The organism is Mesorhizobium japonicum MAFF 303099, assembly GCF_000009625.1.
In the GTDB taxonomy this organism is placed as follows: Bacteria; Pseudomonadota; Alphaproteobacteria; order Rhizobiales; family Rhizobiaceae; genus Mesorhizobium; species Mesorhizobium japonicum.
On record NC_002678.2, the window covers coordinates 4,569,760 to 4,593,391 of the forward strand.

The 23,632-nt window shown below is 64.1% G+C and carries 19 protein-coding genes; 9 read left to right on the forward strand and 10 right to left on the reverse strand.

Going from position 1 to position 23,632, the window contains the following annotated elements:
- Window positions 1-91: 91 nt before the first annotated feature.
- Window positions 92-526, forward strand: coding sequence for a hypothetical protein (locus MAFF_RS23265; protein WP_032934027.1), 435 nt, complete (start codon window positions 92-94; stop codon window positions 524-526).
- Window positions 527-708: 182 nt separating this feature from the next.
- Window positions 709-1,368 carry a response regulator transcription factor gene (locus MAFF_RS23270; RefSeq protein WP_010913424.1) on the forward strand — a complete coding sequence of 220 codons (660 nt, stop codon included), beginning with the start codon at window positions 709-711 and terminating at the stop codon, window positions 1,366-1,368.
- Window positions 1,369-1,385: 17 nt separating this feature from the next.
- Here MAFF_RS23270 and MAFF_RS23275 read toward each other — a convergent pair whose 3' ends face one another.
- Entirely contained in the window at window positions 1,386-2,894 is a 1,509-nt protein-coding gene (locus MAFF_RS23275) for an MFS transporter (protein WP_010913425.1), read from the reverse strand.
- Between the two features lie 144 nt (window positions 2,895-3,038).
- Between MAFF_RS23275 and MAFF_RS23280 the strand changes: the two genes are divergently transcribed.
- Window positions 3,039-3,947: a LysR family transcriptional regulator gene (locus MAFF_RS23280; RefSeq protein ID WP_010913426.1), complete on the forward strand. Its 909-nt coding sequence runs from the start codon at window positions 3,039-3,041 to the stop codon at window positions 3,945-3,947.
- Between the two features lie 36 nt (window positions 3,948-3,983).
- Here the strand turns inward: MAFF_RS23280 and MAFF_RS23285 are convergent, their stop codons facing one another.
- Together MAFF_RS23285 and MAFF_RS23290 are read right to left on the reverse strand one after the other, a co-directional pair.
- The gene (locus MAFF_RS23285) at window positions 3,984-5,261 is read right to left on the reverse strand and encodes an MDR family MFS transporter (protein WP_244420591.1); all 1,278 of its coding nucleotides are present in this window, start codon (window positions 5,259-5,261) and stop codon (window positions 3,984-3,986) included.
- 139 nt (window positions 5,262-5,400) lie between these two features.
- Complete coding sequence (locus MAFF_RS23290; RefSeq protein ID WP_010913428.1) at window positions 5,401-6,057, reverse strand: O-methyltransferase; 657 nt, start codon at window positions 6,055-6,057, stop codon at window positions 5,401-5,403.
- Window positions 6,058-6,149: 92 nt separating this feature from the next.
- Here MAFF_RS23290 and MAFF_RS23295 point away from each other — a divergent pair, with 92 nt between their 5' ends.
- A complete protein-coding gene (locus tag MAFF_RS23295; RefSeq protein ID WP_010913429.1) occupies window positions 6,150-6,785 on the forward strand; it encodes a TetR family transcriptional regulator in 636 nt (211 codons plus the stop codon).
- 33 nt (window positions 6,786-6,818) lie between these two features.
- Here MAFF_RS23295 and MAFF_RS23300 read toward each other — a convergent pair whose 3' ends face one another.
- Entirely contained in the window at window positions 6,819-10,328 is a 3,510-nt protein-coding gene (locus MAFF_RS23300; protein ID WP_010913430.1) for a PAS domain-containing hybrid sensor histidine kinase/response regulator, read from the reverse strand.
- A gap of 260 nt (window positions 10,329-10,588) precedes the next feature.
- On the opposite strand from MAFF_RS23300, the gene mscL reads away from it, so the two are divergent.
- Both mscL and MAFF_RS23310 read left to right on the forward strand, forming a co-directional pair.
- Complete coding sequence (mscL, locus tag MAFF_RS23305; RefSeq protein ID WP_032934029.1) at window positions 10,589-11,011, forward strand: large conductance mechanosensitive channel protein MscL; 423 nt, start codon at window positions 10,589-10,591, stop codon at window positions 11,009-11,011.
- A gap of 206 nt (window positions 11,012-11,217) precedes the next feature.
- Window positions 11,218-12,384 carry a pyridoxal phosphate-dependent aminotransferase gene (locus MAFF_RS23310; protein WP_010913432.1) on the forward strand — a complete coding sequence of 389 codons (1,167 nt, stop codon included), beginning with the start codon at window positions 11,218-11,220 and terminating at the stop codon, window positions 12,382-12,384.
- A 249-nt stretch (window positions 12,385-12,633) separates the two neighbouring features.
- On the opposite strand, the gene hemA is transcribed toward MAFF_RS23310, so the two are convergent.
- Window positions 12,634-13,911, reverse strand: coding sequence for a 5-aminolevulinate synthase (hemA, locus tag MAFF_RS23315; protein ID WP_010913433.1), 1,278 nt, complete (start codon window positions 13,909-13,911; stop codon window positions 12,634-12,636).
- 278 nt (window positions 13,912-14,189) lie between these two features.
- Between hemA and galE the strand changes: the two genes are divergently transcribed.
- The 3 genes from galE (at window position 14,190) to MAFF_RS23330 (ending at window position 18,358) form a co-directional block, all read left to right on the forward strand.
- The gene (galE, locus tag MAFF_RS23320; protein ID WP_044548915.1) at window positions 14,190-15,185 is read left to right on the forward strand and encodes a UDP-glucose 4-epimerase GalE; all 996 of its coding nucleotides are present in this window, start codon (window positions 14,190-14,192) and stop codon (window positions 15,183-15,185) included.
- 94 nt (window positions 15,186-15,279) lie between these two features.
- Window positions 15,280-16,530, forward strand: coding sequence for a D-amino acid dehydrogenase (locus MAFF_RS23325; RefSeq protein WP_010913435.1), 1,251 nt, complete (start codon window positions 15,280-15,282; stop codon window positions 16,528-16,530).
- Between the two features lies 1 nt (window position 16,531).
- Window positions 16,532-18,358 carry an alanine racemase gene (locus MAFF_RS23330; protein ID WP_010913436.1) on the forward strand — a complete coding sequence of 609 codons (1,827 nt, stop codon included), beginning with the start codon at window positions 16,532-16,534 and terminating at the stop codon, window positions 18,356-18,358.
- Here MAFF_RS23330 and MAFF_RS23335 read toward each other — a convergent pair whose 3' ends face one another.
- From MAFF_RS23335 to MAFF_RS23355, 5 genes are read right to left on the reverse strand one after another with little or no spacing between them, the layout of a single operon-like run.
- Complete coding sequence (locus MAFF_RS23335) at window positions 18,359-19,735, reverse strand: FGGY-family carbohydrate kinase (RefSeq protein WP_010913437.1); 1,377 nt, start codon at window positions 19,733-19,735, stop codon at window positions 18,359-18,361.
- The gene (gene rhaM, locus MAFF_RS23340) at window positions 19,732-20,049 is read right to left on the reverse strand and encodes an L-rhamnose mutarotase (RefSeq protein ID WP_010913438.1); all 318 of its coding nucleotides are present in this window, start codon (window positions 20,047-20,049) and stop codon (window positions 19,732-19,734) included. Before rhaM ends, MAFF_RS23335 begins: the two co-directional genes overlap by 4 nt.
- Complete coding sequence (locus MAFF_RS23345; RefSeq protein WP_010913439.1) at window positions 20,049-21,044, reverse strand: ABC transporter permease; 996 nt, start codon at window positions 21,042-21,044, stop codon at window positions 20,049-20,051. The genes rhaM and MAFF_RS23345 overlap by 1 nt, the downstream gene beginning before the upstream one ends.
- Window positions 21,041-22,018, reverse strand: coding sequence for an ABC transporter permease (locus tag MAFF_RS23350; protein ID WP_010913440.1), 978 nt, complete (start codon window positions 22,016-22,018; stop codon window positions 21,041-21,043). Before MAFF_RS23350 ends, MAFF_RS23345 begins: the two co-directional genes overlap by 4 nt.
- On the reverse strand, window positions 22,015-23,556 hold the full coding sequence (locus MAFF_RS23355; protein ID WP_010913441.1) for a sugar ABC transporter ATP-binding protein: 1,542 nt from the start codon (window positions 23,554-23,556) through the stop codon (window positions 22,015-22,017). The genes MAFF_RS23350 and MAFF_RS23355 overlap by 4 nt, the downstream gene beginning before the upstream one ends.
- Window positions 23,557-23,632: the final 76 nt, after the last annotated feature.

Consider the following 23,632-nt stretch of genomic DNA (forward strand, 5'->3'; position numbering starts at 1 on the left):
GAACCAGTCGTGCGGGGAAGGCCACGCCAAGGGTGTTCCCCATTTCCGGCGTAAACATGCGATATTTCAGGCCTTGGCCATGGAGGACAACATGCGTCTGCAACACATCTTGCTCCCCGCCGCGCTGGTTTCACTGGTTGCGGTATCAGCTTATTCGGAAGAAACCGATCGCTACCGGCTGGAAAAATCCACCAACGGCTATGTCCGCATGGACACGCAGACCGGTGCGATGTCGATCTGCGAGGAACGCTCGGGCCAGCTCGTCTGCAAGGTGGCGGCCGACGAACGCGCCGCTTTCCAGGACGAAATCGACCGCCTGCAAACCTCGATGAAGGCAATGGACGAGCGCGTCACCAAGCTGGAGAATTCGCTCTCCGCCCGCCTCGAATCGAAACTGCCGAGCGAAGAGGATTTCAACAAGACGATGAGCTACATGGAGCGCTTCCTCAGGGGCTTCATGGGAATCGTCAAGGATATGGACAAGGATAATGGCGGCGGCGCCCAGCTCAATTCGCAGAAGACCTGAGCTTCCTACAGCGCCGCGCGTCTTTTTGGACGCGCAAAGGACGCTGTAGCACTTTGATCTTGCGAAGTAGCGAAAACGCGGTGCGCTGGTTTTGCCGCTTGAAAACAGCGCGCGGCCTCTCATAATCGTCCGGCTGGTCCCGAAAAGCTTAAAAATCATCGACGGGATTCGGGGAGGAACATTTGCCGTCAGGCTATTCTTTCGTCATCGCCGACGATCACCCGCTGTTTCGCGGTGCGCTGCGCGAGGCGCTTGCCGGCATAGGCAATGTCGCCGCCATCCACGAGGCCGGCGATTTCGAAAGCGCCAAGGCGCTGGTCGTGGCCAATGAGGATGTCGATCTGGTACTGCTCGATTTGTCGATGCCGGGTGCCAGCGGCCTCTCCGGCCTGATCTCGCTGCGCGGCATCCATCCTGCGGTGCCGCTCATCGTGGTCTCGGCGCATGACGATCCGGCGACCATCCGGCGCGCCCTCGATCTCGGCGCATCCGGTTTCATCTCCAAATCGGCCAGCATGGAGGAGATCCGCAACGCCGTGCAATTGGTGCTGGCCGGCGACATCGCGGCGCCCGTCGGCGTCGATCTCGGCGTCGAGCGCGATCCTGAAATATCGGACCTGATCAAGCGGCTGCAGGCACTGACGCCGCAGCAGACGCGCGTACTCGGCATGCTGGCCGAAGGTCTGCTCAACAAGCAGATCGCCTATGAGCTCGGCGTCTCCGAGGCGACCATCAAGGCGCATGTCTCGGCCATCCTGCAGAAGCTCGGCGTCGACAGCCGCACCCAGGCGGTGATCCTTCTGTCCAAGATCGGCACCGACCCGTTGCAGGCCAACGGCTGAGTGCCTGCGTCGCCCGTTCAATCGGGACACTGAACCTCTGTCTGCACCCTCCGGGCGTTGAAGCTCACAAAGCTGATGGCGGCCATGATCCAGACGCCGATGCCGCCGTAGAGCATCACCCAGCCAAAGCCGTTGCGCAGCGCATTGTGGACAACGGAATCAGCAAGACGGGGGCTGGGATTTCCGGCCGCGATCCCGTCGGCGAAGAGACGCAGCTGGCTGGCGTCGAGGTCGGGCAGCGCTGTGCTCAGATGCGCCAGCACGCCGCCTGCCAAGATGAAGCCCATCACCGCTATGTTCACCGCCAGCGAAACCATGCGGGCGCTCATGTCGATGCCCGACGCCATGCCTGCCCGGTCACTCGAAACGGAGCCTGTCGTCGTGTTGGTGACGGGCGTGTTGGTGATGCCAAGGCCGGCTCCGGCGATCAGGCAGCCGGGCAACATCGTCAGCCAGTCCGGCCGCGCGGCGGCGCTGCCGAACTTCATCAGGATGAAACCGACACCGATGACGGCGAGCCCGGCCGGAATGATGATGCCGGGCTGGTAGCGCAGCGAAAGCCGCTCCGCGAGGGGCGGCATGACGAGCGTCGGCAGCGTGTAGGCAAGCAAGGCAAGACCGGTGGAGATGCTGTCATAGCCCAGTCCGGCATGGAACCAGATCGGCAGGTAGATCATGAACGGCCAATAGGAGAGGTTCATCGCCGCCGAGCCGACGATGGCGCCGGAAAAGGGCCGGATCCGGAAGACCGAGAAGTCGAACATTGGCCGCTTGCTGATCCGCTCGGCGATGAGGAAGGCGATGAAGCTCGCGATCGACACGCCGAGGATCGTCAGCGCGACCGGGCTGGCGAAGCCGAGATCCGGTCCCTGTGTGATGTAGAAGACCAGGCAGAATACCGACGGCGACAGCGTCACGATGCCCGCCAGGTCGAGCTTGCCCGCCTCCGGGTCCTTCGATTCATGGACGCCGGTCCACGCCAGCACGAACGCCACGGCCGCCGCCGGCCCGTGGATGAGGAACACCCATTCCCAGCTCGATGCCGCGACTATGCCACCGCCGATGATGGGTCCGAAGCCGAGGCCGACACCGAAGATGACGCCCCACCAGCCCCAGGCGACGGCGCGCTCACGCCCTTCCCTGAATTCGTGTGACAGTACGGCGAGCTGGCAGATCAGCACCGCGCCGCCGCTCAAACCCTGCAGGAACCTGGCGACGATCAAGGTCGATACATCGTCAGCCAAGCCGCAGATCAGCGATGTCAGGCCGAAGGCGGCGATGGAGATCAGGAAGACGCGCTTGCGTCCGTAGCGGTCCGCGATGGTGCCGACTGCCATCAGCACTGTGGTGACCGCGATCGTGTAGGCGTTCATCACCCATTGCAATTGCCTGAAGTCGGCGTGCAGCTCTTGCTCCAATGTCGGCAGGATGGTGGGAACGCTCGAAATCTCCAGCCCGAACATCAGGCATGCCAGGCAGGCGGCAGACAGAACGACGATGCCTCGACGGGTCAGGGCAGTGGGCATGATTCAACCTTTCGATCTGTAGACGGCACCGGCAGGCCCGCAAGGGCGGCTCGCTTGTGCTGACGTGACCACGGTAGGTGAGGCTTGATCATTTTGGAATTGCATGGTTGGCTATTTCAGAGACAACAAAACGAGATAACTGACATGACGCTGGACGTAGATGCGGTGAAAGCTTTCGTCGCCGTCGCCGAGTTGCGCAGTTTTACGCGCGCGGCTGAGGCGCTTGGCAGCACGCAAGGGGCAATCAGCGTCAAGCTGAAGCGGCTGGAGGATCGGATGGGGCAGAGGCTGATCGAGCGGACGCCGCGACTGGTGCGCCTTTCAGCGCGTGGTGCGGTGTTCCTCGACCCGGCGCGCGAGCTGCTCGCTGCGCACGACCGTGCCGTCGCCAGTCTCGCCGCTGTTCGCCGCCACTTTCGGCTGGGCATTGCCACCCATGTCGGCGGCGCCGAAGTGCCGACCTTGCTGGCGCGCCTCAATGCGCATGATCCGGCCTTGACCATCGAGGTGCGGCTCGACGATACGCGCGAGTTGATCGCTGCGTTCGATCGCGGCGACCTCGATGCCGCGATCGTCCGGCGCGAGGACGACCGCCGCGACGGCGAGGTACTGGCGCCCGAACATTTCGGCTGGTACGCCACGCCGGATTTCGTCTACCGCGCCGGCGAGCCACTGCGGCTGGCGGCATCCGCGCCTTCCTGCAGCATCCGCGACGTCATCACCGGCACGCTCGATGCGGTTGGAATACCGTGGACGCAGGTTTTCCTGGGCTGCGGCTCCTTTGCCGTTGCCGAGGCCGTTTCCGCCGGCCTGGCCGTCGGGGCCTTCTCGTCTCGCCTGGTTCCGCCCGGCACCATGGAGGTCAGCCGTAAATTCGGCCTGCCGCCGCTGCCGGCGTCGGAGATCATGCTCTTGTCGACGCTCTCGGACGCTCAATCGCGCGATGCATTGCGCACCCTTACCATGGCGTTTCGCGAGCATCGTCCGTTGGCGGGGGCCAACGGCGCGAAACCCCGGTTCCGCAATTCGCAGATGGTGGACAGCCCCGTCTGAGGCTGTCGACCCGCGTCTGTGCGATGACGCCGAATCTCAGCGATAGTTTTCGACGGCTGAGCGCAGTTGCGGCGTGGCATCATTCTCGGTCGGCCGCAAAGGGCGCCGCGCCCGGCCGATAGCGACGCCAAGGCCGAGCGATGCGATCGCCACCAGTGGAATGCCGGCGATCCAGGGCAGGCGCGGTGCTAGAGCGTAGAGCGCTGTGCCGATCGATGGCCCCAGTGAGTCCTTGAGGTCGACCGCCACCGACGAGGCCGCCATGTAGGAAGCGCGCCGTGCGGGCGGCGCCAGCGCATTGACGGCGGTCGGCACCAGCGGTCCGACCAGCATCTGCGCGATCGAGCACAGGCTGACCGCTCCGATCAGCGCCACCATCGCCGGCGAGGCGGCAAGCAGCGCAAAGGCGAAGATCGTCGCTAGGCCGGCACCGACTGTCAGCCACAGCGCCGATCGTGACTCGACCATGCGGCTGACCAGCATCTGCAAGCCGACCGTCAAGGCGGCGGCGTAGGCGAACAACGCGCCGACGCCGGATGGCGTCAGCGTCCCGGCATCCTGCGCGTAAAGTGGGATCACCGCCTCGATCCAGTTGCCGGCGACCTCGAACAGCACGACCCAGAGCAGCAGCTTCGCCAGCCGGCCGTCGCGGAACGCCGGCAGCAGCGCGGACAGGCCTTCCTCTTCGTCGTCCTCACCGTCGGGAAGATCGTCGCCGGCGGCGCGGCCAATGCCGATCGTCTCGTTCAGGGCGAAGAGCATCACGATGCCGCCCAGCACGAGCATCGTACCGCCGGCAAGAAACGCGCTGCGCAGCGACACGAGCGCAAGCAGGGCGCCGCAGGCCGGTCCGAGAATCTGCCCGGCGCTTGAACTCACGCGCGCCAGGCTGAACCAGCGCGGATGGGCGGATGGCGGGGTCACGTCGGCGATCGCGGTCAAAATCGTCGGATGAAGCACCGATTCGCACATGCCGGTCGCAAGCAGAACGATCGCGGTAATGGCGACGCCATGCACGAAGAACAGGCCCAGGAAGCCGGCGCCGACGCCGATCGACGAGACAATCAGCACCGGCCGCCGGCCGATCCGGTCGGCGATGCCGCCGATCAGCGGCGCCGCCAGCAGTTCACCGCCGGCATAGCAGCCGAACAGCAGGCCGATCGCGCCGACGGGAATGCCCGCCTCGCTGCTCGCCCAGAGCGGAAAGAAAGGCATCAGCGCGCCATCGGCGAAACCGGCGCAGAAGAAGAGCAGAAGCCCCAACAGGGCTGGGCGCGGGGCTGCGCGCCAGGAGGAAAGAAGCGTGTTGATCATGGCGTCACCTACGCATGGAGGCCCGACTGTCGTCGACGGCCCGGAGATTGCGCGTTGGTTGACGTAAACGCCTACGGTCGCCCGGAGCGACATGGAGATTTCAGCCGCATGGTTGAATCCCATGCGGCGATGGGACTGTTCAGCCGAGCCGCACGGACAGTTCGACGTCCTCGCCAAAGGGCGTCGACATGTAGCCCGACGCCGGCGAGCGCACCCGTTCCAGATATTCGGGCGAGAAATCGGCATTGTCGGCGATGACCAGCGCGCCTGGCCTGAGCCGGCTCTCGACCAGGCTGAGGATCTCCGGATAGATCGCCTTGGCGCCGTCGAGCAGCAAGAGGTCGATCGTTTCGGGCAGGTCGGCGCTCAGCGTTTCAAGTGCGTCTCCCTCGCGGATCCCCACCAGGTCGATGAGGCCGCCCTCGGTCAGATTGGCCTTGGCCCGCGTCACCTTTGAAGGCTCGAATTCGGTGGTGATCAGGCGGCCGCCGCCATTGTCCCTGAGTGCGGCGGCAAGATAGAGCGTCGAGATGCCGAACGAGGTGCCGAATTCGATGATGATGCGCGCGCCGCTGCTGCGCGCCAGCATGTAGAGCAGTGTGCCGGTCTCCGGCGAGATCGCCAGCCAGAGGTCCTTCAGCCGTCCATAGAAATCGACATATTCGGTCTTGCTGTTGAGCAGGCGCGCCCGCTCCTCGTGCGAGAGTGCGGCCACCGCCGGACTGGTCGCGGCATTGGCTTCTTCGTACAGGCGGGCGAGCAGGGGGGCCAGCGGGGCATCGGTCAGCGTCGTCATGAAGTCTCCGGTCGAAATGGCTGCGTGCTTGTGTTGTGCCGAAAAATACGAATAATCCTTCAGGTTTCCAATTCGCATTACCGAGACGGGACATGACCGGACGCTCAAGCCCTTTGATTTCCTCACGAAAACAGCCCAAACAGGCTCGTGCCACGGACCTTGTCGCGGCGATTTTGCAAGCGGCTGTTCAGGTTTTGGAGACGGAGGGCGCACAGCGTTTCACCACCACGCGCGTGGCGGAAAAGGCCGGGGTCAGCGTCGGCTCGCTCTACCAGTATTTCCCCAACAAGGCGGCACTGCTGTTCCGGTTGCAGAGCGACGAATGGCAGCAGACGACCGACCTGCTGTGCCGTATTCTCCAGGAGGTCGAGAAGCCACCCCTCGAACGGCTGCGCATCCTGGTGCATGCCTTTGTCCGCTCCGAATGTGAAGAAGCGGCAGTGCGTGGCGCGCTCGACGACGCTGCGCCGCTTTATCGGGACGCGCCCGAGGCGCAAGAGGCGAGGGCTTCGGCGGAGCGAACGGTCGAGATATTCATGCGCGAGACACTGCCCCAGGCCGAGGATGCCACCCGAGCCTTGGCCGGCGAACTCGTCATGACGATGCTTAGTGCGGCGGGACGGGATTTTTCGGCAAGTCCGCGAATACCGGCGGAGATCGAGACCTATTCCGACGCGATAGCAGACATGTTCTGTGCCTACCTCAGGAGCCTGGGGCACAGGGCCTGAGATCGCCAGCTGTGGCCGGCCGGCCCGTTGGTGTCACTCGGCGGCAGATGCGAGCGGCCTGACCCTGGCCATCATCGAGCGCAGCACCGCCGGTTTCAGCGGCTTGTTGATCACCGCAATATCGAGCCCAGCTGCTGCCGCCCGCACCTCGTTGGACCGGTCGGCGGTGACCAGCACGGCGGCCAGGTCGTCGCCATGGGTCGCACGCAGTCGCGCGATGATGTCGAGACCGGTTTCGCCGTCGAGATGGTAGTCGGCAAGCACGATGTCCGGGCGATGTAACGCGGCGTTCTCCAGATCCCGTGAGCCGGATACAGTGTCGACCTTGCATCCCCAGCCTTCGAGCAACAGCCGCATGCCCTCGAGGATGCGGGCATCATTGTCGATACAGAGCACATGCAGCCCGGCGAGCGAAGCCACGGCACGCGCGGGAGCCTTGGTTTCGACCTCGCGTCGCGGCTCCTGCACCGCCGCGACGGGCAGGATGACGGAAAAGCGCGTGCCCTTGCCCGGATTAGAGAAGATGCGGATTTCCAGGCGCAGCACCCGGGCGATGCGGTCGACGATGGAGAGCCCGAGGCCGAGCCCTTCGGCTTCGCGCGCGCCTTCATCCAGCCGGGTGAATTCATGGAAGACCGTGTTCAGCTTCTCGCCGGCAATGCCGATGCCGGTATCGATGACCTGGATCTCCGCCAGTTCGCCGCGCCGCCGCACACCGACCAGGATGCGGCCCCTGCGCGTGTACTTGATGGCGTTGGAAACGAGGTTCTGGATCAGCCGGCGCAGCAGATTGCGGTCGGTCACGACCGTCAGCGAGGACGGCATGATCGTCAGGCCGAGCTTTTTCTCGGCGGCCATCGGGCGAAAATCATTGCCGATCTGGCGCAGCAATCCGTCGAGGTTGAAGGCGGTATCGTCCGGCTTCATCGCCCCGGCATCGAGGCGCGAGATGTCGAGCACGGCGCCGAGGATCGTCTCGACCGATTCCAGCGAGGATTCGATGTTGACCGCCGCCTTGCCGGCCGGCCCCTTGCCGGCCTTCTCGATCAGCGACGAGCAATAGAGCCGGGCAGCGTTCAGCGGTTGCAGGATGTCGTGGCCGGCTGCGGCGAGGAAGCGCGTCTTGCCGAGATTGGCCTCCTCGGCCAGCATCTGCGCCTGCGCCAACTCCTCGTTGACCCGGGTCAACTCCTCGTTGACGCTAGTCAACTCGATGGTGCGGGTTTTGACGCGCTGCTCTAGCGATTCATTGGCGCGCTTTAGCGCCAGATCCTGCTCGACGCGTCCGGAAATGTCGGCATAGGTGGCGACGATGCCGCCATCCGGCATCGGATTGGAGCGCAGCTCCAGGATGCGGCCGCTGGTCTTCAGTTCCATCTGCCAGGGACTGACGAAGCTGGTCAGCCGGTTGAGCATCGTCACCCGCTGGTCGGCGGGGATGTCGCCGCGCTCGGCGAGATGGCGCAGGATCTGATCGAGCGAGACGCCGACCTGGCCCATCTCGTCGGGCAGGTCGAACAGCGCCCGGTACTGGCGGTTCCAGCAGATCAGCCGGAAATCGCGGTCGAAGACGGTGATGCCTTGCTCCATCTGATCGAGCGCGATCTGCAGCAGGTCGCGGTTGTGCTGCAGCGCCTCGGTGGCGTCGTCGAGCAGGCGGAAGGCATCGCGGGATTCGCGGTCATGGCGCCGGAACAGCAGCGACAGGATCAGCCGCGCCGAGGAGGAGCCGACGGCGCTGGCCAAAAGCTGCTCGGAGAAGCGGATGACGTCCATGCTCGCCTGCTCCTTGCCGTGCAGCGAGGCGCCGTTGGTCTTCTCGAACGATTGGAAGGAGCGCTCGGTGCGCTCGACGCCGAGGTAGCGCGCGATCGTGTCCTTGAGGTCGTTGACGGTGATGGCGGTGCGGAAGCGGCGCAGGCTCGGCATCGGACCGGCGTCGCGTGGCACGAAGATCGACGCCTGGATGCGCTCCAGCGGCACCGACGCGCGCGACAGCGAGCCAAGCACGAAAAACAGCGTGTTGATCGACAGGCTCCACAACACGCCGTGGTTCAGCGGTTCGGCCACCGTGCCGAATAGGGCTTGCGGGCGCAGCGCCTCGAAGCCGAAGAGCCCGTGCACGACGATGTCGGTGTCGGGCGCGACAAGCGAGGGCAGGAGCAGCGTGTAGCTCCAGACGAGGATGCCGGCGACCATGCCGAGTGCGGCACCCCGGCCATTGGCGCCGCGCCAGATCAGCCCGCCGATCAGCGCCGGCGCGAACTGCGCGATGGCGGCGAAGGACATCAGGCCGATCGACGACAACCGCGCGCTGTTGGTGCTTTCGCGATAGTAGAGGAAGGCGATGAACAACAGGATGAAGATCGCCCCGCGCCGCACATTGAGAATGAGCGTCGACCAGTCCTCGTTCTCTGAGGTCGAGGTCTTGAGCAGGCGGCGCACGAACAGCGGAATGACGAGGTCGTTGGAGATCATGATCGAGAGCGCCACACTTTCCACGATCACCATGGCGGTAGCCGCCGACAGCCCGCCGATGAAGGCCGCCATGGCGAGCAAATCGTGGCCGCTGAACAGAGGCAGCGACAGCACGTAGAGATCGCTGCTGGTGCCGGTGCCGACCAGCGACAGGCCGGCAAAGGCGATCGGCAGCACGAACAGGTTGATGGCCACGAGATAGAGCGGAAACACCCAGGTCGCGGTGCGCAGTTCGGCCTCGCCGCGGTTCTCGACGATGGTGACGTAGAACTGCCGCGGCAGCATGATGATGGCAAAGCCGCTCAGGCAAGTCAGCACCAGCCAGGTGGCAAGCGAGGTGTTGTAGCCCATCGCTTGGCGCACCTGTGCGTTCTCGGCCAGCTTTGCGAACATGTCGCCCGGACCGCCGAAGATCAGGAAGGTGACCATCAGGCCGATCGCCAAGAAGGCGGCGAGCTTGACCACGGTTTCGACCGCCACTGCCAGAACCAGCCCGTCCTGATGTTCGGTGGCGTCGGCATGGCGGGTGCCGAACAGCACCGCAAACAAGGCCAGCAGCATAGCGACGACCAGCGAGATGTCGCTGACGAACGGATCGAAGGACGGCGGCGATCCCGTATAGTGCTCGACCATCAGGCTGACCGAGCCGGATATCGCCTTCAGCTGCAGCGCGATATAGGGCACCGCCCCGATCGTGGCGATCAGCGTGGCGATCGCCGCGACGGTGAAGCTTTTGCCGTAGCGCGCGCCGAGGAAGTCGGCGATCGAGGTGATCTTCTCGGTCTTGGCCAGCCGCACGATGCGGTTGAGCAGCGGAAAGCCGAACACGAACACCAGCACCGGGCCGGTATAGATGCCGAGGAATTCGAGGCCGCGCTCGGAGGAGAGCCCGACCGAGCCGAAGAAGGTCCACGAGGTGCAGTAGATGGCCAGGCTCAGCGCATAGATGAACGGCCGCGCACGACCGGGCCCGGAGACGGCCGAGCGGCGGTCGCCCAGGCTGGCGATGGCGAACAGCAGCGTCACATAGGCGATCGCGATGATGACGATGAACAAGCCTTGCACGCCTGGAATTTCCTCCTTTGCCGTCTTTTTATCCGGCTTATCCGAACGCAATCACAGCTTGAGCCCCATGTCCATTGCGGCTTTGGCAGCATGTGCGGTGCAAGATTCAGGAGGAAGTTCGCATTGCCGTACCGGAAGGAGAAAGCGGTTGCTTTCTCCTTTTTGCCCATGTTGCAACTTCAGGTTTTTGTTATGTTGTCGCCGCATCGATGCCGCAAGGACGGAACGGCAGCGCGGCGGGTCATGACAAGGAGGGTCGAATGCTGAAAGAATTCCAGGAATTCATTTCCAAGGGTAACGTGATGGACCTTGCGGTCGGCGTCATCATCGGCGCGGCCTTCGGCAAGATCGTCACTTCGCTGGTCGACGACGTCATCATGCCAATCTTCGGTGCGATTTTCGGCGGTCTGGATTTCAATAACTATTACATAGGGCTGTCCTCGGCCGTCAACGCTACCTCCCTCGCTGAGGCCAAGAAACAAGGCGCTGTTTTTGCCTATGGCAGCTTTATCACCGCAGTGCTGAACTTCCTCATTCTCGCTTTCATCATCTTCCTGATGGTCAAGGCGGTGAACAATCTGCGCCGGCGGCTTGAGCGCGAGAAGCCGGCTGCCCCGGCCGCACCACCCCCCGCCGATGTCGCGCTCCTCACCGAAATCCGCGATCTGCTCGCCAAGCGATAATTCAGCCAGCCATTGCTGGACCAAAACCCCGGTCGTTCGCGGCTGGGGTTTTCTGTTTTCGTATCTGGTAAGAGCGGCAAGCCTAGAGCAATTCCAGGAAAAGTGTGAAACGGTTTTCCGTCCGGAATTGCGTTAAAATAGAGAGTTAGAGCGGTTTGCCGTTTCCGTGAAACGGTGAACTGCTCTAAGGGAAAACGGATTTGTCCATGAGCCTGATCGATAGCTTTCGCGCCGAAGCCCGTGCCGCACCGGAAAGCGGCATTGTCGCCGTCGTCAACTACGGCCGCCTGCGCGAGGGCCTGATCCCGCTCTGGGCCGGCGAGGGCGACCTGCCGACACCCGCCTTCATCACCGATGCCGCGTCGAAGGCGCTGGCCGGCGGCGAGACGTTCTACACCTGGCAGAGGGGCATCCCCGACCTCAGGCAGGCGCTGGCACGCTACTACGCCAGGCACTTTGGTAAGACCTTCCCGGAGGAACAATTCATCGTCACCGGATCCGGCATGCATGCCATCCAGATGTCGCTTACCGCGCTGGCCGGCGCCGGCGACGAGGTGATCTATCTGTCGCCGGCCTGGCCGAATTTCGACGCCGCCGCCGCCCTCTCAGGAGCCGTTCCGGTGCCGGTCACGCTCGATCATTCCGGCAATGGCTGGTCCTGCGACGTCGAGAAGATCGCCGCGGCGATCACGCCGCGCACCAGGGCACTGTTCATCAACACGCCGTCGAACCCGACCGGCTGGACCGCCGATCACGAGACCTTGCAAGCGATCCTCGACCTCGCGCGGGCCAAAAACGTCTGGATCATCGCCGACGAGATCTATTCGCTGTTCCACTATGGCCATGGCCGCGCGCCGTCCTTCCTCGACATCGCGACGGAGGAAGACCGCATCCTGTTCGTCAACTCCTTTTCCAAGAACTGGGCGATGACCGGCTGGCGCGTCGGCTGGATCAAGACGCATCCGAGCCTGCAGCAGGTGTTCGAGAACCTGATCCAATATTCGAATTCCGGCGTTGCCCAGTTCATGCAGCGCGGCGCGGTCGCGGCCCTTGACGAGGGCGATGGGTTCGTCGCCGAGCAGGTGGAGCGGGCGAGAAAAGCGCGCGATCTGGTTTGCGGCATTCTCGGCGCCACTGGCCGCGCGCGCTTTACCGTGCCGCAGGGCGCCTTCTATCTGTTCTTCACCGTCGACGGTATCACCGATTCCCGTACCGCCGCCTTCGACATCGTCGACAAGGCCAATGTCGGCCTGGCGCCCGGCACCGCCTTCGGCCCCGGCGGCGAAGCCTTCCTGCGGCTGTGCTTCCACCGCCGCCTCGATCAGCTCGAAGAAGCGGCGCACCGGCTGGCGAAATGGATGAAGAGCATTTGAGCCGCCGAAGCCCGATTTGAAAATCGCTCCGGCGAGTCAGCTGGCGTGGGTGTCGAGAACCGGAGCGCAGCGGACATTCAAGTCCGTGAGCACGCGCATGACCCCGAAGATCGGGTTCGATCTTCGGAAAGGATCATGCGCCAAATGGAAATTGCTACAGCGTCCTTTGCGCGTCCGATGGACGCGCGGCGCTGTAGAAGCGCAGATACTCGCGTCAGATGGCCGCTGGAGTAGAGTTTCAAACGGGCTTCAGCCGCCTGACTTGGGCACCAGCAATGGAACGATCCGATCGCTCTTGGCCACTGCGGGCCGTCCTGCCGCGCCATAGGGGATGCCGAGGGCGTCCCATGTCTCGACCAGCGCATCCTGTAGTCCCGCGATCAGCGCATCGGAATGGAACGGCGTCGGCGTGATGCGCAGACGCTCGGTGCCGCGCGGCACGGTCGGGTAGTTGATCGGCTGGATGTAGATGCCGTGCACGCCAAGCAGGCGGTCGCTGGCCATCTTGCAAAGCTCCGGGTCACCCACCAGCACCGGCACGATATGGGTTGGCGACTCCATCACCGGCAGGCCGGCCGCCGACAGGATCTGCTTGGTCCGCGCTGCCTGCTGCTGCTGGGCATCGCGCTCGGCCTGCGAGCGCTTGAGATGGCGGATCGAGGTGGTCGCCGCGGCGGCAATCGCCGGCGGCAGCGCCGTGGTGAAGATGAAGCCCGGCGCATAGGAGCGCACCGCGTCGATCACCGCGCTGGTGCCGGTGATGTAGCCGCCCAGCGTGCCGAATGCCTTGGCCAGCGTGCCCTCAATGATGTCGATGCGGTCGGCCAGGCCCTCGCGCTCGGTGATGCCGCCGCCGCGCGGTCCGTACATGCCGACCGCATGGACCTCGTCGATATAGGTCATGGCGTTGTAGCGCTCGGCGAGTTCGACGATCTCCCGGATCGGCGCGATATCGCCGTCCATCGAATAGACGCTTTCGAAGACGATCAGCTTGGCGCGTTCGCGCCCGGCCGCCTGCAGCAGGCTTTCCAGATGCGCGACGTCATTGTGCCGGAAGATCTTCTTCTCGGCGCCCGAGCGGCGCACGCCTTCGATCATCGAGGCGTGGTTCAGTTCGTCCGAGATGATCAGGCAATTGGGCAACAGCCGGGCGATGGTCGAGATCGAGGCTTCGTTGGAGACAAAGCCAGAGGTGAAGACCAGGGCCGCGTCCTTGCCGTGCAGGTCGGCAAGCTCATGTTCGAGCTCGACCAGCGGGTTGGACGTGCCGGAAATGTTGCGAGTGCCGCCGGCGCCCGAGCCCATCTTGCCGGCTGCGTTCTGGAACGCGGCGATGACATCGGGGTGCTGGCCCATGCCGAGATAGTCGTTGGAGCACCAGACGGTGATTTCCTCGGCGCGGCCGTTGGAGCGCCAGATGGCGCGCGGAAACTTGCCCGCGATGCGCTCGAGGTCGGCGAAGACACGATAGCGACGCTCCGCGTGGAGCTGGTCGATCGCTTCTTCGAAGAACCGCTGGTAGTTCATGTCGGCTTCCCAATTTTGCGCGGGATCATAATCATTGGCCTATTGGTCGTCCACCGGGCCGTTTTGGTCAAAATGCCACGCCCCGCACCTGTTCCTAACGATGGCGGATCGTGGCCTATTCCCATTCCACGACACGCACTGTGGATCACTTTTGTTTCAGCACGATGCCACATTTGGTGAACGCCGGTTACCAAGGGTTCTAATGGCCATGCGGCAGGCTTTCCAGTAAGGCGGTGTTTGAGACAGTTTCCGATAAATCTTGAGATGCGAGGATGCGGATGACGGTTTTGGTGACAGGCGGCGCCGGCTATATCGGCAGCCACATGGTCTGGGAATTGCTGGATGCGGGTGAGAGAGTGGTCGTGCTCGACCGCCTTTCCACCGGCTTCGAATGGGCGGTGGCGCCGGAGGCAAAGCTGGTCGTTGGCGATGTCGCCGACAAGGAATTGGTCGGTTCGATCATCAGGGACAATCATGTCGACGCGATCATCCATTTCGCCGGTTCCATCGTGGTCCCCGAATCGGTCGCCGACCCGCTCGCCTACTACGAGAACAACACCTCAAAGACCCGCACGTTGATCGAAACCGCGGTGCGCGAGGGTGTGCCGCATTTCATCTTTTCCTCGACCGCCGCCGTCTATGGCGGCGCTGGGCTGGAGCCGGTGCGCGAGGATGCCCGCCTGGCGCCGGAATCGCCCTATGGCCTGTCCAAGCTGATGAGCGAGTGGATGTTGCGCGATGCCGGCCTCGCGCACGACATCCGCTACACGGCGCTGCGCTATTTCAACGTCGCCGGCGCCGACCCGAAGGGCCGCACCGGCCAGTCGACGCCGGGCGCCACCCATCTCATCAAGGTCGCCTGCGAGACCGCGCTCGGCAAGCGTCCCTTCATGCAGGTGTTCGGTACCGACTATCCGACGCCGGACGGCACCTGCATGCGCGACTACATCCATGTCAGCGACCTGGCAGCCGCGCATCGCCTGGCGCTGCAGCGGCTGCGCGCCGGGGGTACGAGCCTCGTCGCCAATTGCGGCTATAGCCATGGCTATTCGGTGCTTGAGGTGATCGACAGCGTTCGGCGCGCTTTTGGCCGCGATTTCGAGGTGAAGATGGGCGACCGGCGTCCCGGCGATGCGGCAGCGGTGGTCGCCAATTCGGACCTTGCCCGGGCGGAACTCGGTTGGACGCCGCAGCGCGACGATCTCGACCAGATCGTTGCCGACGCACTCGCCTGGGAACGCATCCTGACCAGCAAGAACTCCGCCCGCGGCTGAGCCAAGCCCCGAGGGCTCGCAAGGCACGCGCCGACGCGCTATGGAAGGCATTCGCGGCAGGGCGCTGCGCCGCGAAGAGCTTTTGGGGGATGGCATGAAGATAACGGTGCTCGGCGCCGGCGTTGTCGGTACGGCAGCGGCCTATTACCTGGCCGCCGACGGGCACGAGGTCACCGTGATCGAGCGCCATGCGGCGCCCGCGCGGGGCACCAGCCAATCCAATGCCGGCTTGGTTTCGCCAGGCGACGCCACCGCTTGGGCTTCGCCGGCGGCACTGAAGACGTTCCTGCGCGGGCTCTACAATCATGATCTCGGCATCAAGGTGCGGCTGCGCTTCGATCCCTATTTCCTCGCCTGGAGCCTGCGCTTCCTGCGCCAATGCACGGTGGCCCGCCTGCGCGCCAACAGCCAGGTCAAGCTGCGCCTGGCGCTCTATTCGCGCGACTGCATCAACGCCATCTCGGCCGACACCGGCATCCACTATGACGAGCGCAAGAAAGGCATCCTGTATTTCTTCCGCTCGCAGCACAGCCTCAACACCGGCACCGACAATTACCGCTATCTGGCCGAGCACGGCCTGCCGATCGAGATCGTCGGCCGCGACCGGCTGGTCGAACTCGAGCCGGGCCTTGCCGGGGTGAAGGAAAAGATCGCCGGCGGCGTCTATTCGCCAATCGATCAGACCGGCGATTCCAGACTGTTCGTCGACAATCTCGCCGCCTATGCCAGCGAAAAGCTCGGCGTCAAATTCCTGTTCGGCACCACGGTCGAGGGCCTCGATATCCAAGGCGACCGAGTGCGGGCGGTTATGACCTCGGCCGGACCGGTGACGGGTGACGCCGTCGTCATCTCGATGGGGCCGGAAAGCGGCCTGCTTGGCCGCCGCTACGGCATCGACCTGCCGGTCTATCCGGTGAAGGGCTATACCGCGACCATTCCGCTGGAAGACGAGAGCAAGGGGCCGACCATAGGCGGCGCCGACGAGGACCAGCTGATGGCCTATTCGAGGCTTGGCAACCGGTTGCGGCTGGCTTCGACCGCCGAATTCACCGGCTTCGACCGCACCCATAAGCCAAGCGACTTTACCACCATGTTCAGGACCGCCAGGGATCTTTTCCCCGGCGCCTTCGACGAGAAGAAGGCGGAGCTCTGGGCGGGGCTGCGGCCAATGATGCCGGGCTCCGTGCCGGTCATCGGCCAAGCGCGCTACAAAAACCTCTATCTCGACACCGGCCACGGCCATGTCGGCTGGACCATGGCCTGCGGCTCGGGAAAATTCCTGGCCGACCTCGTTGCCGGCCGCAAGCCCGAGATCGACCCGCAGGGGCTTGTGTACGGGGGGTAGGATGTCAGGACCGCAAGTCGCCATCGACCTTGGCCGCATCGAGCGCAACGCCCGCACCATCGTCGACCGCTGCGCTTTGTCAGGCATCAAGGTGTTCGGCGTCACCAAGGGCATGTGCGGCATGCCGCAAGTGGCGCGCGCCATGTTGCGCGGCGGCGTCGCCGGCATTGCCGAATCGCGTTTCGAAAACATCCGCCGGTTGCGCGACAGCGGCATCAACGCGCCGATCATGCTGCTGCGCAGCCCGCCCATGGCGCGCATCGAGGAGGTGGTGCGCACGGTCGACATCAGCCTGCAGTCGGAGCTCGCCACCATCCGCGAAATCTCTCGCATCGCCGAGCGCATGGGCCGCGTCCACGACATCATGCTGATGATCGACCTTGGCGATCTGCGCGAAGGCATCTGGCCGAACGATCTTATTCCCACGGTCGAGCAGATCCTGCAGTTCAAGGGCGTGCGTATCGCCGGTATCGGCACCAATCTCGGCTGCTTCGGCGCCATCATGCCGACGCCGGAAAATCTCGGGCAACTTGTCGCCCATGCCTACAAGACCGAGCGCCTGTCAGGCAAAAGCCTCGACTGGATCTCGGGCGGTGCCTCGTCGTCGCTGACCTTGCTGCTTGAAGGCAGACTTCCGGCCGGCATCAACAATCTCAGGGTCGGCGAGGCGATCCTGCAAGGCGGTGTGGAGACCTTCCGCGATGTGCCATGGGCCGAACTCGAGCCCGATGCCTGCCGCCTGACCAGCGACATCATCGAGGTCAAGCTGAAGCCGTCGCGGCCGATCGGCGAGTCCGGTTACGACGCCTTCGGCAACCAGCCGGTCTTTCCCGACGAGGGCGACAGGCTGCGTGCCATCGCCAATATCGGCCGCGAGGATGTGCTGGTCGAAGGACTGACGCCGATCGCCAAGGGGATTCGCGTGCTCGGCGCCTCCAGTGACCATCTGCTGCTCGACGTGCAGGACGCCGATCCGCGGCCCGCTGTGGGAGATCGCGTCGCCTTCCGCATGAACTATGGCGCCATGCTGCTGGCGATGACCTCGGAATATGTCGAAAAGGCCCCAATGCACGATGTCGAGGACTTTTACGGCCGCAAGATGGTGTCGATCTCGGCGGAACAGGGGGCTGCCGGCATCCTTGCCCGGGAAGGCACCGGCGCCCGGCTGGAAGCGATGAATTTCGATGTCGTCGAGTTGGCCGATTTCGAGCGGCCGCCATCCGGGTTGATCCGGCTGACTGCTGGCGCCGATCGCCGCGTCGCCCACAATGCGCTGACGGCGACGGCGCGCGCGACGCACTCCTTCGGCCTGATCTGGATCGATTCCATCGCCGCGCTGATGCCGGAAGGCGAACAGGGTATCGACCTGCCGGAAGGCTCCGTGCTGGCCCGGACCCTCGGCCTCGATCACAAGGCCGGCGCGCTGCAGCCGCAGCTGTCGCCGGAAAATGTCGTTATCGTCGGCCTGCGCCATGCCGATCCGGCCGAGGCGCGGGTGCTGAAGGATTCGCGGGTGTCGGCCTTCACCATGACGGATATCGACGCCATGGGCATGCGCGACCTTATGCATGAGGCGATCCGCATCGCCCCGTCGGGCACGCAAGGCTTTCACGTCAGCTATTCACCGACAGCGACCGAATTCGCCGGCTGGGCGGCCGGCTCCGGTGGGCTGACCGTGCGCGAGACGCATCAGGCGATGGAGGCTATCGCACTGTCCGGCGGGCTTTTGTCGATGGACGTTTCGGGGCTGACCGCTGATCTCGAACCGAGGATCGCCACCGACGCCGTCAGCTTCGTCATGTCGGCCTTCGGCAAGCGGATCCTCTGATCAGCCCCGTGCTTCGACCGCCACGCGCCAGGCGTTGGCATAGTCGGCCCAGGCCCGATCGGTCGGCGGCTCTATTCTTTCGCCTTTGCCATACGCCATGACCTGATCGGACGCTAGCAGTGCCGCGCCGATGCTGGTGCCGGTAGTGGCTTCGGAGGCGACGACGGCGCGGCCTGTGCTTGCGGCCAGCATGCCGACAAACAGCTGGTTGCGGGCAAAGGGTCCTTCCACGGTGGTCGGGCCATCGGCGCCTATCAGGTCAAGGCAGGTCGCCGTCATCAGTGCCAGATAGAACGAGACGGCGGCGAAACGCTGGCCATCGTTGATGCTCTCAGCGTCGAGCCATGTCGCGGCCTGATGCGGGAACGGCCCGGACCCTTGCTGTGTCGATGGCAGCAACAATGTCTTTCGCGCCAGTACGGCGCCGATATCGTCTTCGCTCCAAGTCTCCGGCTGGCCTTCCGTCAGCACGGAAAATTCGCGGCCGCCCATGAAACGGGCCGAGGGGAGGGGGTCGCCCAGCGCATTGACATTGACCAGCGTGTCGCGCGCCGCATCCAACGCAATCTCTCTGCCTCCGACCGCCATCGACACGACCCAGGTGCCGGTCGAGACGACCGAGAAGGGTGGCGCGTCCGACAGGAGATGCGGCAGCAGCGAGGCGTTGGAATCGTGCAGGCCGCAGAACACAGGTGTTCGCGCATCAAGGCCTGTTCGCGCGGCAAGCGCGGGCAGGATCGGGCCGAGGCGATTCCTGGCCGGCCGCACCGGTGCCATCAGGCCGCGCCAATCCAACCGATCGACCAGCGACGAAAAGCCAGCAGTCCACGGGTTCCACAGATCGGTGTGGCAACCAAGCGAGGTCACTTCGTTGGCGGCGACGCCGGTCAGGCGCAGCGCCCAGTATTGTGGGTACATCAGGATCGCGGTCGCATGCGCGAACGCGGCCGGAAAGCGCTTCTGCTGCCAGAAGAACTGCGCGCCGAGATTGAGGCCGAGCGGCAGGCGCGGTGTGCCCGTCTCGGCGAAAGGCGGGCGGATTGCGTCATAGTCCGCCGCCAGTCCGTTGGGGCCGTCGAACTCATAGTCGAGCACGGGCAGCACCAGTTCGCCAGAGGCGTCGACCAGCGCACCTGTCGCGCCATGGGTAGTGATCGAGATGGCGTCGATGCGCTGTTCGCAGTTGAGGCCGGCAAGGCTGTCGAGGATGAATGTCCACAGCGACTCGACATCGTGATGTGGGTAGGGCGCTTGCCGCACCGGCGCGTTCGCCATCCGGCGCAACGCCACCTCGCTCGAAGTGGCGAGATCGACCAACGCCACCTTGGCGTTGGTCTTGCCGATGTCGATGACGGCGATGTGGCGCAGAGCACTCATGCCATATGGAACATTGTTTCCAGCGGCACGGCCACCGGCTCATTGTCCGGCCCGGTTTCCATGATGTCGGCCATGTCTGCCCACCAGCGCTGCATCACCGGTTGCTTCGGCAATTCGGCCATGCCGTGATGATCGCGCCGCCACAGCACGCCGAACAGGATGTTGGTCTCTTCGTCGAGATGGATCGAGTAGTCGGACACGCCGGCCTGCTTCAAGAGCGAGACCAGCGACGGCCAGATCTCGTCATGGCGCTTCTTGTACTCGGCCTTCATACCCGGCTTGAGCTTCATCTTGAACGCGTATTTCTCAGGCATCAACGTCCTCCGCGCAGCCGCCGCCAGACGATCGGCAGGGCGATGACGATGATCAGCAGCAGGCCGATGAAGATCGACATGACGATGCCCGGCACGTTGAGCAGGCCAAGGCCGAAGGTCACCAGCCCCATGATGAAGGCTGCCAGCACGACGCCGACAATGCTGCCGGCGCCGCCCAGAATGCTGACGCCGCCGAGCACCACCATGGTGATGACTTCCAGCTCATAGCCCTGCGCGATCGACGGCCTCGTCGAGCCGAGCCGTGAGGTGATCAGCACCGAAGCTATGCCTGACATCAGTCCGGTCAGGCAGAAAAGGATGAATTTGATGCGGCCGACGCGCACGCCGGAAAACTGCGCAGCGACCGGATTGTTGCCGATGGCAAAGACGCGGCGGCCGAAACTCGTGCGATGCAGCAGGAACCAGTAGACGACGGCGGCGATGAGGAAGAGCACCAGCTCGAACGAGACCACCCACCAGACATAGCCCTGGCCGAAGAAGGCGAAGCTTTCGGGATAGCCCTTATAGGCCTGGTCGCCAAGGATGATGAAGGCGATGCCGCGGAACAGGCTCATCGTGCCGATGGTGACGACGATCGACGGCAGGCCAAGCCTTGTCACCAAGAGCCCGTTGAAGGCGCCGCAGCCGAGGCCCACCACGATGCCGATCAGCACCAGCACCGGCGTGCCGGCTCCCGCCTGCACCGCCATGCCCATCATGGTCGATGCCAGTGCGATGATGGCGGCCACCGACAGGTCGATCTCGCCCGAAATGATCAGCAGCGCCATGGCAAAGGCGATCAGGCCCTTCTCCGTGAAATTGAAGGTCAGATCCGACAGCGAATAGGGGTCGAGGAAATAGGGCGAGGCGAAGCTGTTGATGGCGAAGATGGCAACGGCCACCACGACCAGCAGCGCCTCCCAGGAAAAGATCGCCGAGCGAAACGGCTTGTCGAGCCGGTCGGGAATGTGGCGCGGGGCAGGGATATCGCTCATGCCGCCTCCGCCTTTCTCAGGATGATGCGACCCTGCTGGCGTTCGCCGCGCGCGTTGAGCACGACGGCCAGGATGATGGCGCTACCCGAAATCGCCATCTGCCAGAAGGGCGAGATGTTGATGACCGGGAGCGCGTTGGAGATGATGCCGAGGAACAGCGCGCCCAGCACCGCGCCGCCGACCGAGCCGATGCCGCCGGCGATCGAAATGCCGCCGATGACGCAGGCGGCGATGATGTTGAGCTCATAGCCGTTGGCGACTTCGACCGAGGCGATGACGTAACGCGAGATCCAGAGATAGCCGGCAAGCCCGCCGATCATGCCGGAGATGCAGAAGACGATGAATTTCGTGCGGCCGACATCGATGCCGGTATAGATTGACGCGGTCGGGTTGACGCCGATGGCATAGATCGAGCGGCCGAGCGCGGTGCGCGTCATCAGCACGAAGAACAGCGCGATGACCAGGATGGCAATCCAGGACAGCACCGGAATGCCGAGGAAGGCGGCGCGCTGGAAGCCGATGAACTCCGGGCTCATCTTGTCGGCATTGACCCAGGCGCCGCCGGACAGGACGAAAGTGGCGCCGCGATAGATGGTCAGCGTGCCCAAAGTCACCACGATCGAAGGAATGTTCAGCCGCCACACCAGAAGGCCGTTGATGGCGCCCAGCGCAAGCCCGACAGCGAGCGCGATGACGATCAACACCGGGATCGGGATCGCCGGGTGTGCCGCGTTCAGCATCGCCACCACCATACCGGTGAAGCAGAGATTAGAGGCCATCGACAGGTCGATCGACCGCGTCAGGATCACCACCATCTGGCCGAGCGCCAGGATCATCAGGATCGAGGTGTCGTTGAACACCTGGCCCAGGTTGCCGGGGTCGGCAAAAGCCGGGAAGCGGGTCGAGATCAGCCCGATCAGCACGATGATAGCCGCGGCCAGCCAGATCTCGCGGTATTTGAGAAAGGCCTTCATGCCGCGATCCCCGCTGCCGTCCGCACCAACGTCTCGGCGTCCAGCCCCTTATTGTCATATGTCGCCGCGACAAGGCCTTCGCGCATAACCACCACCCGGTCGGACATGCCGAGTATCTCCGGCAGTTCCGACGACACCATGATCACCGACAGGCCTTGCGCCACCAGCTCGGCCATGAAGCCGTGCACGGCGGCTTTCGAGCCGATGTCGATGCCCTTGGTCGGCTCGTCCAGGATGATCACCTTGGGCGCGGTCGCCAGCCACTTGGCGATAACGATCTTCTGCTGGTTGCCGCCCGACAGCGTGCCGACATCCTGGCTGAGCGAGGAGGCCCTGAGGTCAAGCCGCTCGGTGTAGGAGCGGGCGAGCGAAAACTCTTCGGCCAGCCGCAGCAAGCCAGACTTGGAGGTACGCTTGAGCGAGGGCAGCGAGACGTTCTGGAAGATCGGCAGGCCGATCACCACGCCCTGCTTGCCGCGCTCTTCCGGCACGTAGACGATGCCGGCTTCGATCGAATCCGCCGCCGATTTCGGCGCTATCGCCTTGCCTTCCAGCGTGATCGTGCCGCCAGAGGTTCGGGTGATGCCCGATATCGCTTGCATCACCTCGCTGCGGCCGGCGCCGACAAGGCCGTAGAAGCCGAGGATCTCGCCCTTGTGCAGCTCGAAGCCGATGTCGTTGAACTCGGTCGGGTGCGACAGGCCGGCGACCGACAGCACCGGCGCGCCGATCTCGGCCTTGCGCTGCGGGAAGATATGATCGACCGAGCGGCCGACCATCATGCGCACGATCTGGCTCTGGCCGGCATCCTTGATCAGGCCTTCGCCAACCACCTCGCCGTCGCGGAACACCGTGTAGCGGTCGGCGATGCGGTAGATCTCGTCGAACTTGTGGCTGATGAACAGGATCGCCTTGCCTTCCTCCTTGAGGAATTCGATGAGCAGGAAAAGCTCCTCGATCTCCTTCATCGAAAGCGCGGCGGTCGGCTCGTCCATGATGACGATCTGGGCGTCGATCGACATGGCGCGGGCGACGGCGACGAGATGCTTGTTGGCGATGCCGAGGTCCTTCAGCCGCGCATCGGCGTCGATATGGCCGGCATGCATGGTGTCGAGCACTTCGCGGGCATTTCCGCGCATCGTGCGCCAGTCGATGGTGCCTAGCCGTGTGCGCGGCGCATGGCCGAGAAAGATATTTTCGGCGACTGTGAGATCGTCGAACAGCACGGTTTCCTGATGGATGGCGGTAACGCCATGGCCGAAGGCGGCATGCGCGCTGGGCAAGGTGACAGCCTGGCCGTCGATGCTGATCGTGCCGGCGTCGGGCTGGTAGATGCCGGTCATGATCTTGACCAGCGTCGACTTGCCGGCGCCGTTCTCGCCGATCAGTGCCGTCACCTGGCCGGGATAGAGCGACAGGCTGACATTGTGCAGCGCGCGCACACCCGGGAAACTCTTGGAGATGCCGGACAGCGTCAGGCGTGGCGTGGAGTCCTGAGGCCCCTCCTTCACCGTGCCGTGCTGGGCTGTCGTGTCCATGGTTCGTATCAAGCCCTGAAACAAGGTCCGTTTAAAGTCGCGGCGGGACGTGAGCCCCGCCGCGACAGCTTGAAAG

Excerpts from the sequence above, each read along its gene's own strand:
- MAFF_RS23265 (WP_032934027.1), top strand. The coding sequence starts at position 92 with ATGCGTCTGCAACACATCTTGCTCCCCGCCGCGCTGGTTTCACTGGTT.
- MAFF_RS23275 (WP_010913425.1), bottom strand. The coding sequence starts at position 2,894 with ATGCCCACTGCCCTGACCCGTCGAGGCATCGTCGTTCTGTCTGCCGCC.
- MAFF_RS23280 (WP_010913426.1), top strand. The coding sequence starts at position 3,039 with ATGACGCTGGACGTAGATGCGGTGAAAGCTTTCGTCGCCGTCGCCGAG.
- MAFF_RS23285 (WP_244420591.1), bottom strand. The coding sequence starts at position 5,261 with ATGATCAACACGCTTCTTTCCTCCTGGCGCGCAGCCCCGCGCCCAGCC.
- MAFF_RS23290 (WP_010913428.1), bottom strand. The coding sequence starts at position 6,057 with ATGACGACGCTGACCGATGCCCCGCTGGCCCCCCTGCTCGCCCGCCTG.
- MAFF_RS23295 (WP_010913429.1), top strand. The coding sequence starts at position 6,150 with ATGACCGGACGCTCAAGCCCTTTGATTTCCTCACGAAAACAGCCCAAA.
- mscL (WP_032934029.1), top strand. The coding sequence starts at position 10,589 with ATGCTGAAAGAATTCCAGGAATTCATTTCCAAGGGTAACGTGATGGAC.
- MAFF_RS23310 (WP_010913432.1), top strand. The coding sequence starts at position 11,218 with ATGAGCCTGATCGATAGCTTTCGCGCCGAAGCCCGTGCCGCACCGGAA.
- hemA (WP_010913433.1), bottom strand. The coding sequence starts at position 13,911 with ATGAACTACCAGCGGTTCTTCGAAGAAGCGATCGACCAGCTCCACGCG.
- galE (WP_044548915.1), top strand. The coding sequence starts at position 14,190 with ATGACGGTTTTGGTGACAGGCGGCGCCGGCTATATCGGCAGCCACATG.
- MAFF_RS23325 (WP_010913435.1), top strand. The coding sequence starts at position 15,280 with ATGAAGATAACGGTGCTCGGCGCCGGCGTTGTCGGTACGGCAGCGGCC.
- MAFF_RS23330 (WP_010913436.1), top strand. The coding sequence starts at position 16,532 with ATGTCAGGACCGCAAGTCGCCATCGACCTTGGCCGCATCGAGCGCAAC.
- MAFF_RS23335 (WP_010913437.1), bottom strand. The coding sequence starts at position 19,735 with ATGAGTGCTCTGCGCCACATCGCCGTCATCGACATCGGCAAGACCAAC.
- rhaM (WP_010913438.1), bottom strand. The coding sequence starts at position 20,049 with ATGCCTGAGAAATACGCGTTCAAGATGAAGCTCAAGCCGGGTATGAAG.
- MAFF_RS23345 (WP_010913439.1), bottom strand. The coding sequence starts at position 21,044 with ATGAGCGATATCCCTGCCCCGCGCCACATTCCCGACCGGCTCGACAAG.
- MAFF_RS23350 (WP_010913440.1), bottom strand. The coding sequence starts at position 22,018 with ATGAAGGCCTTTCTCAAATACCGCGAGATCTGGCTGGCCGCGGCTATC.
- MAFF_RS23355 (WP_010913441.1), bottom strand. The coding sequence starts at position 23,556 with ATGGACACGACAGCCCAGCACGGCACGGTGAAGGAGGGGCCTCAGGAC.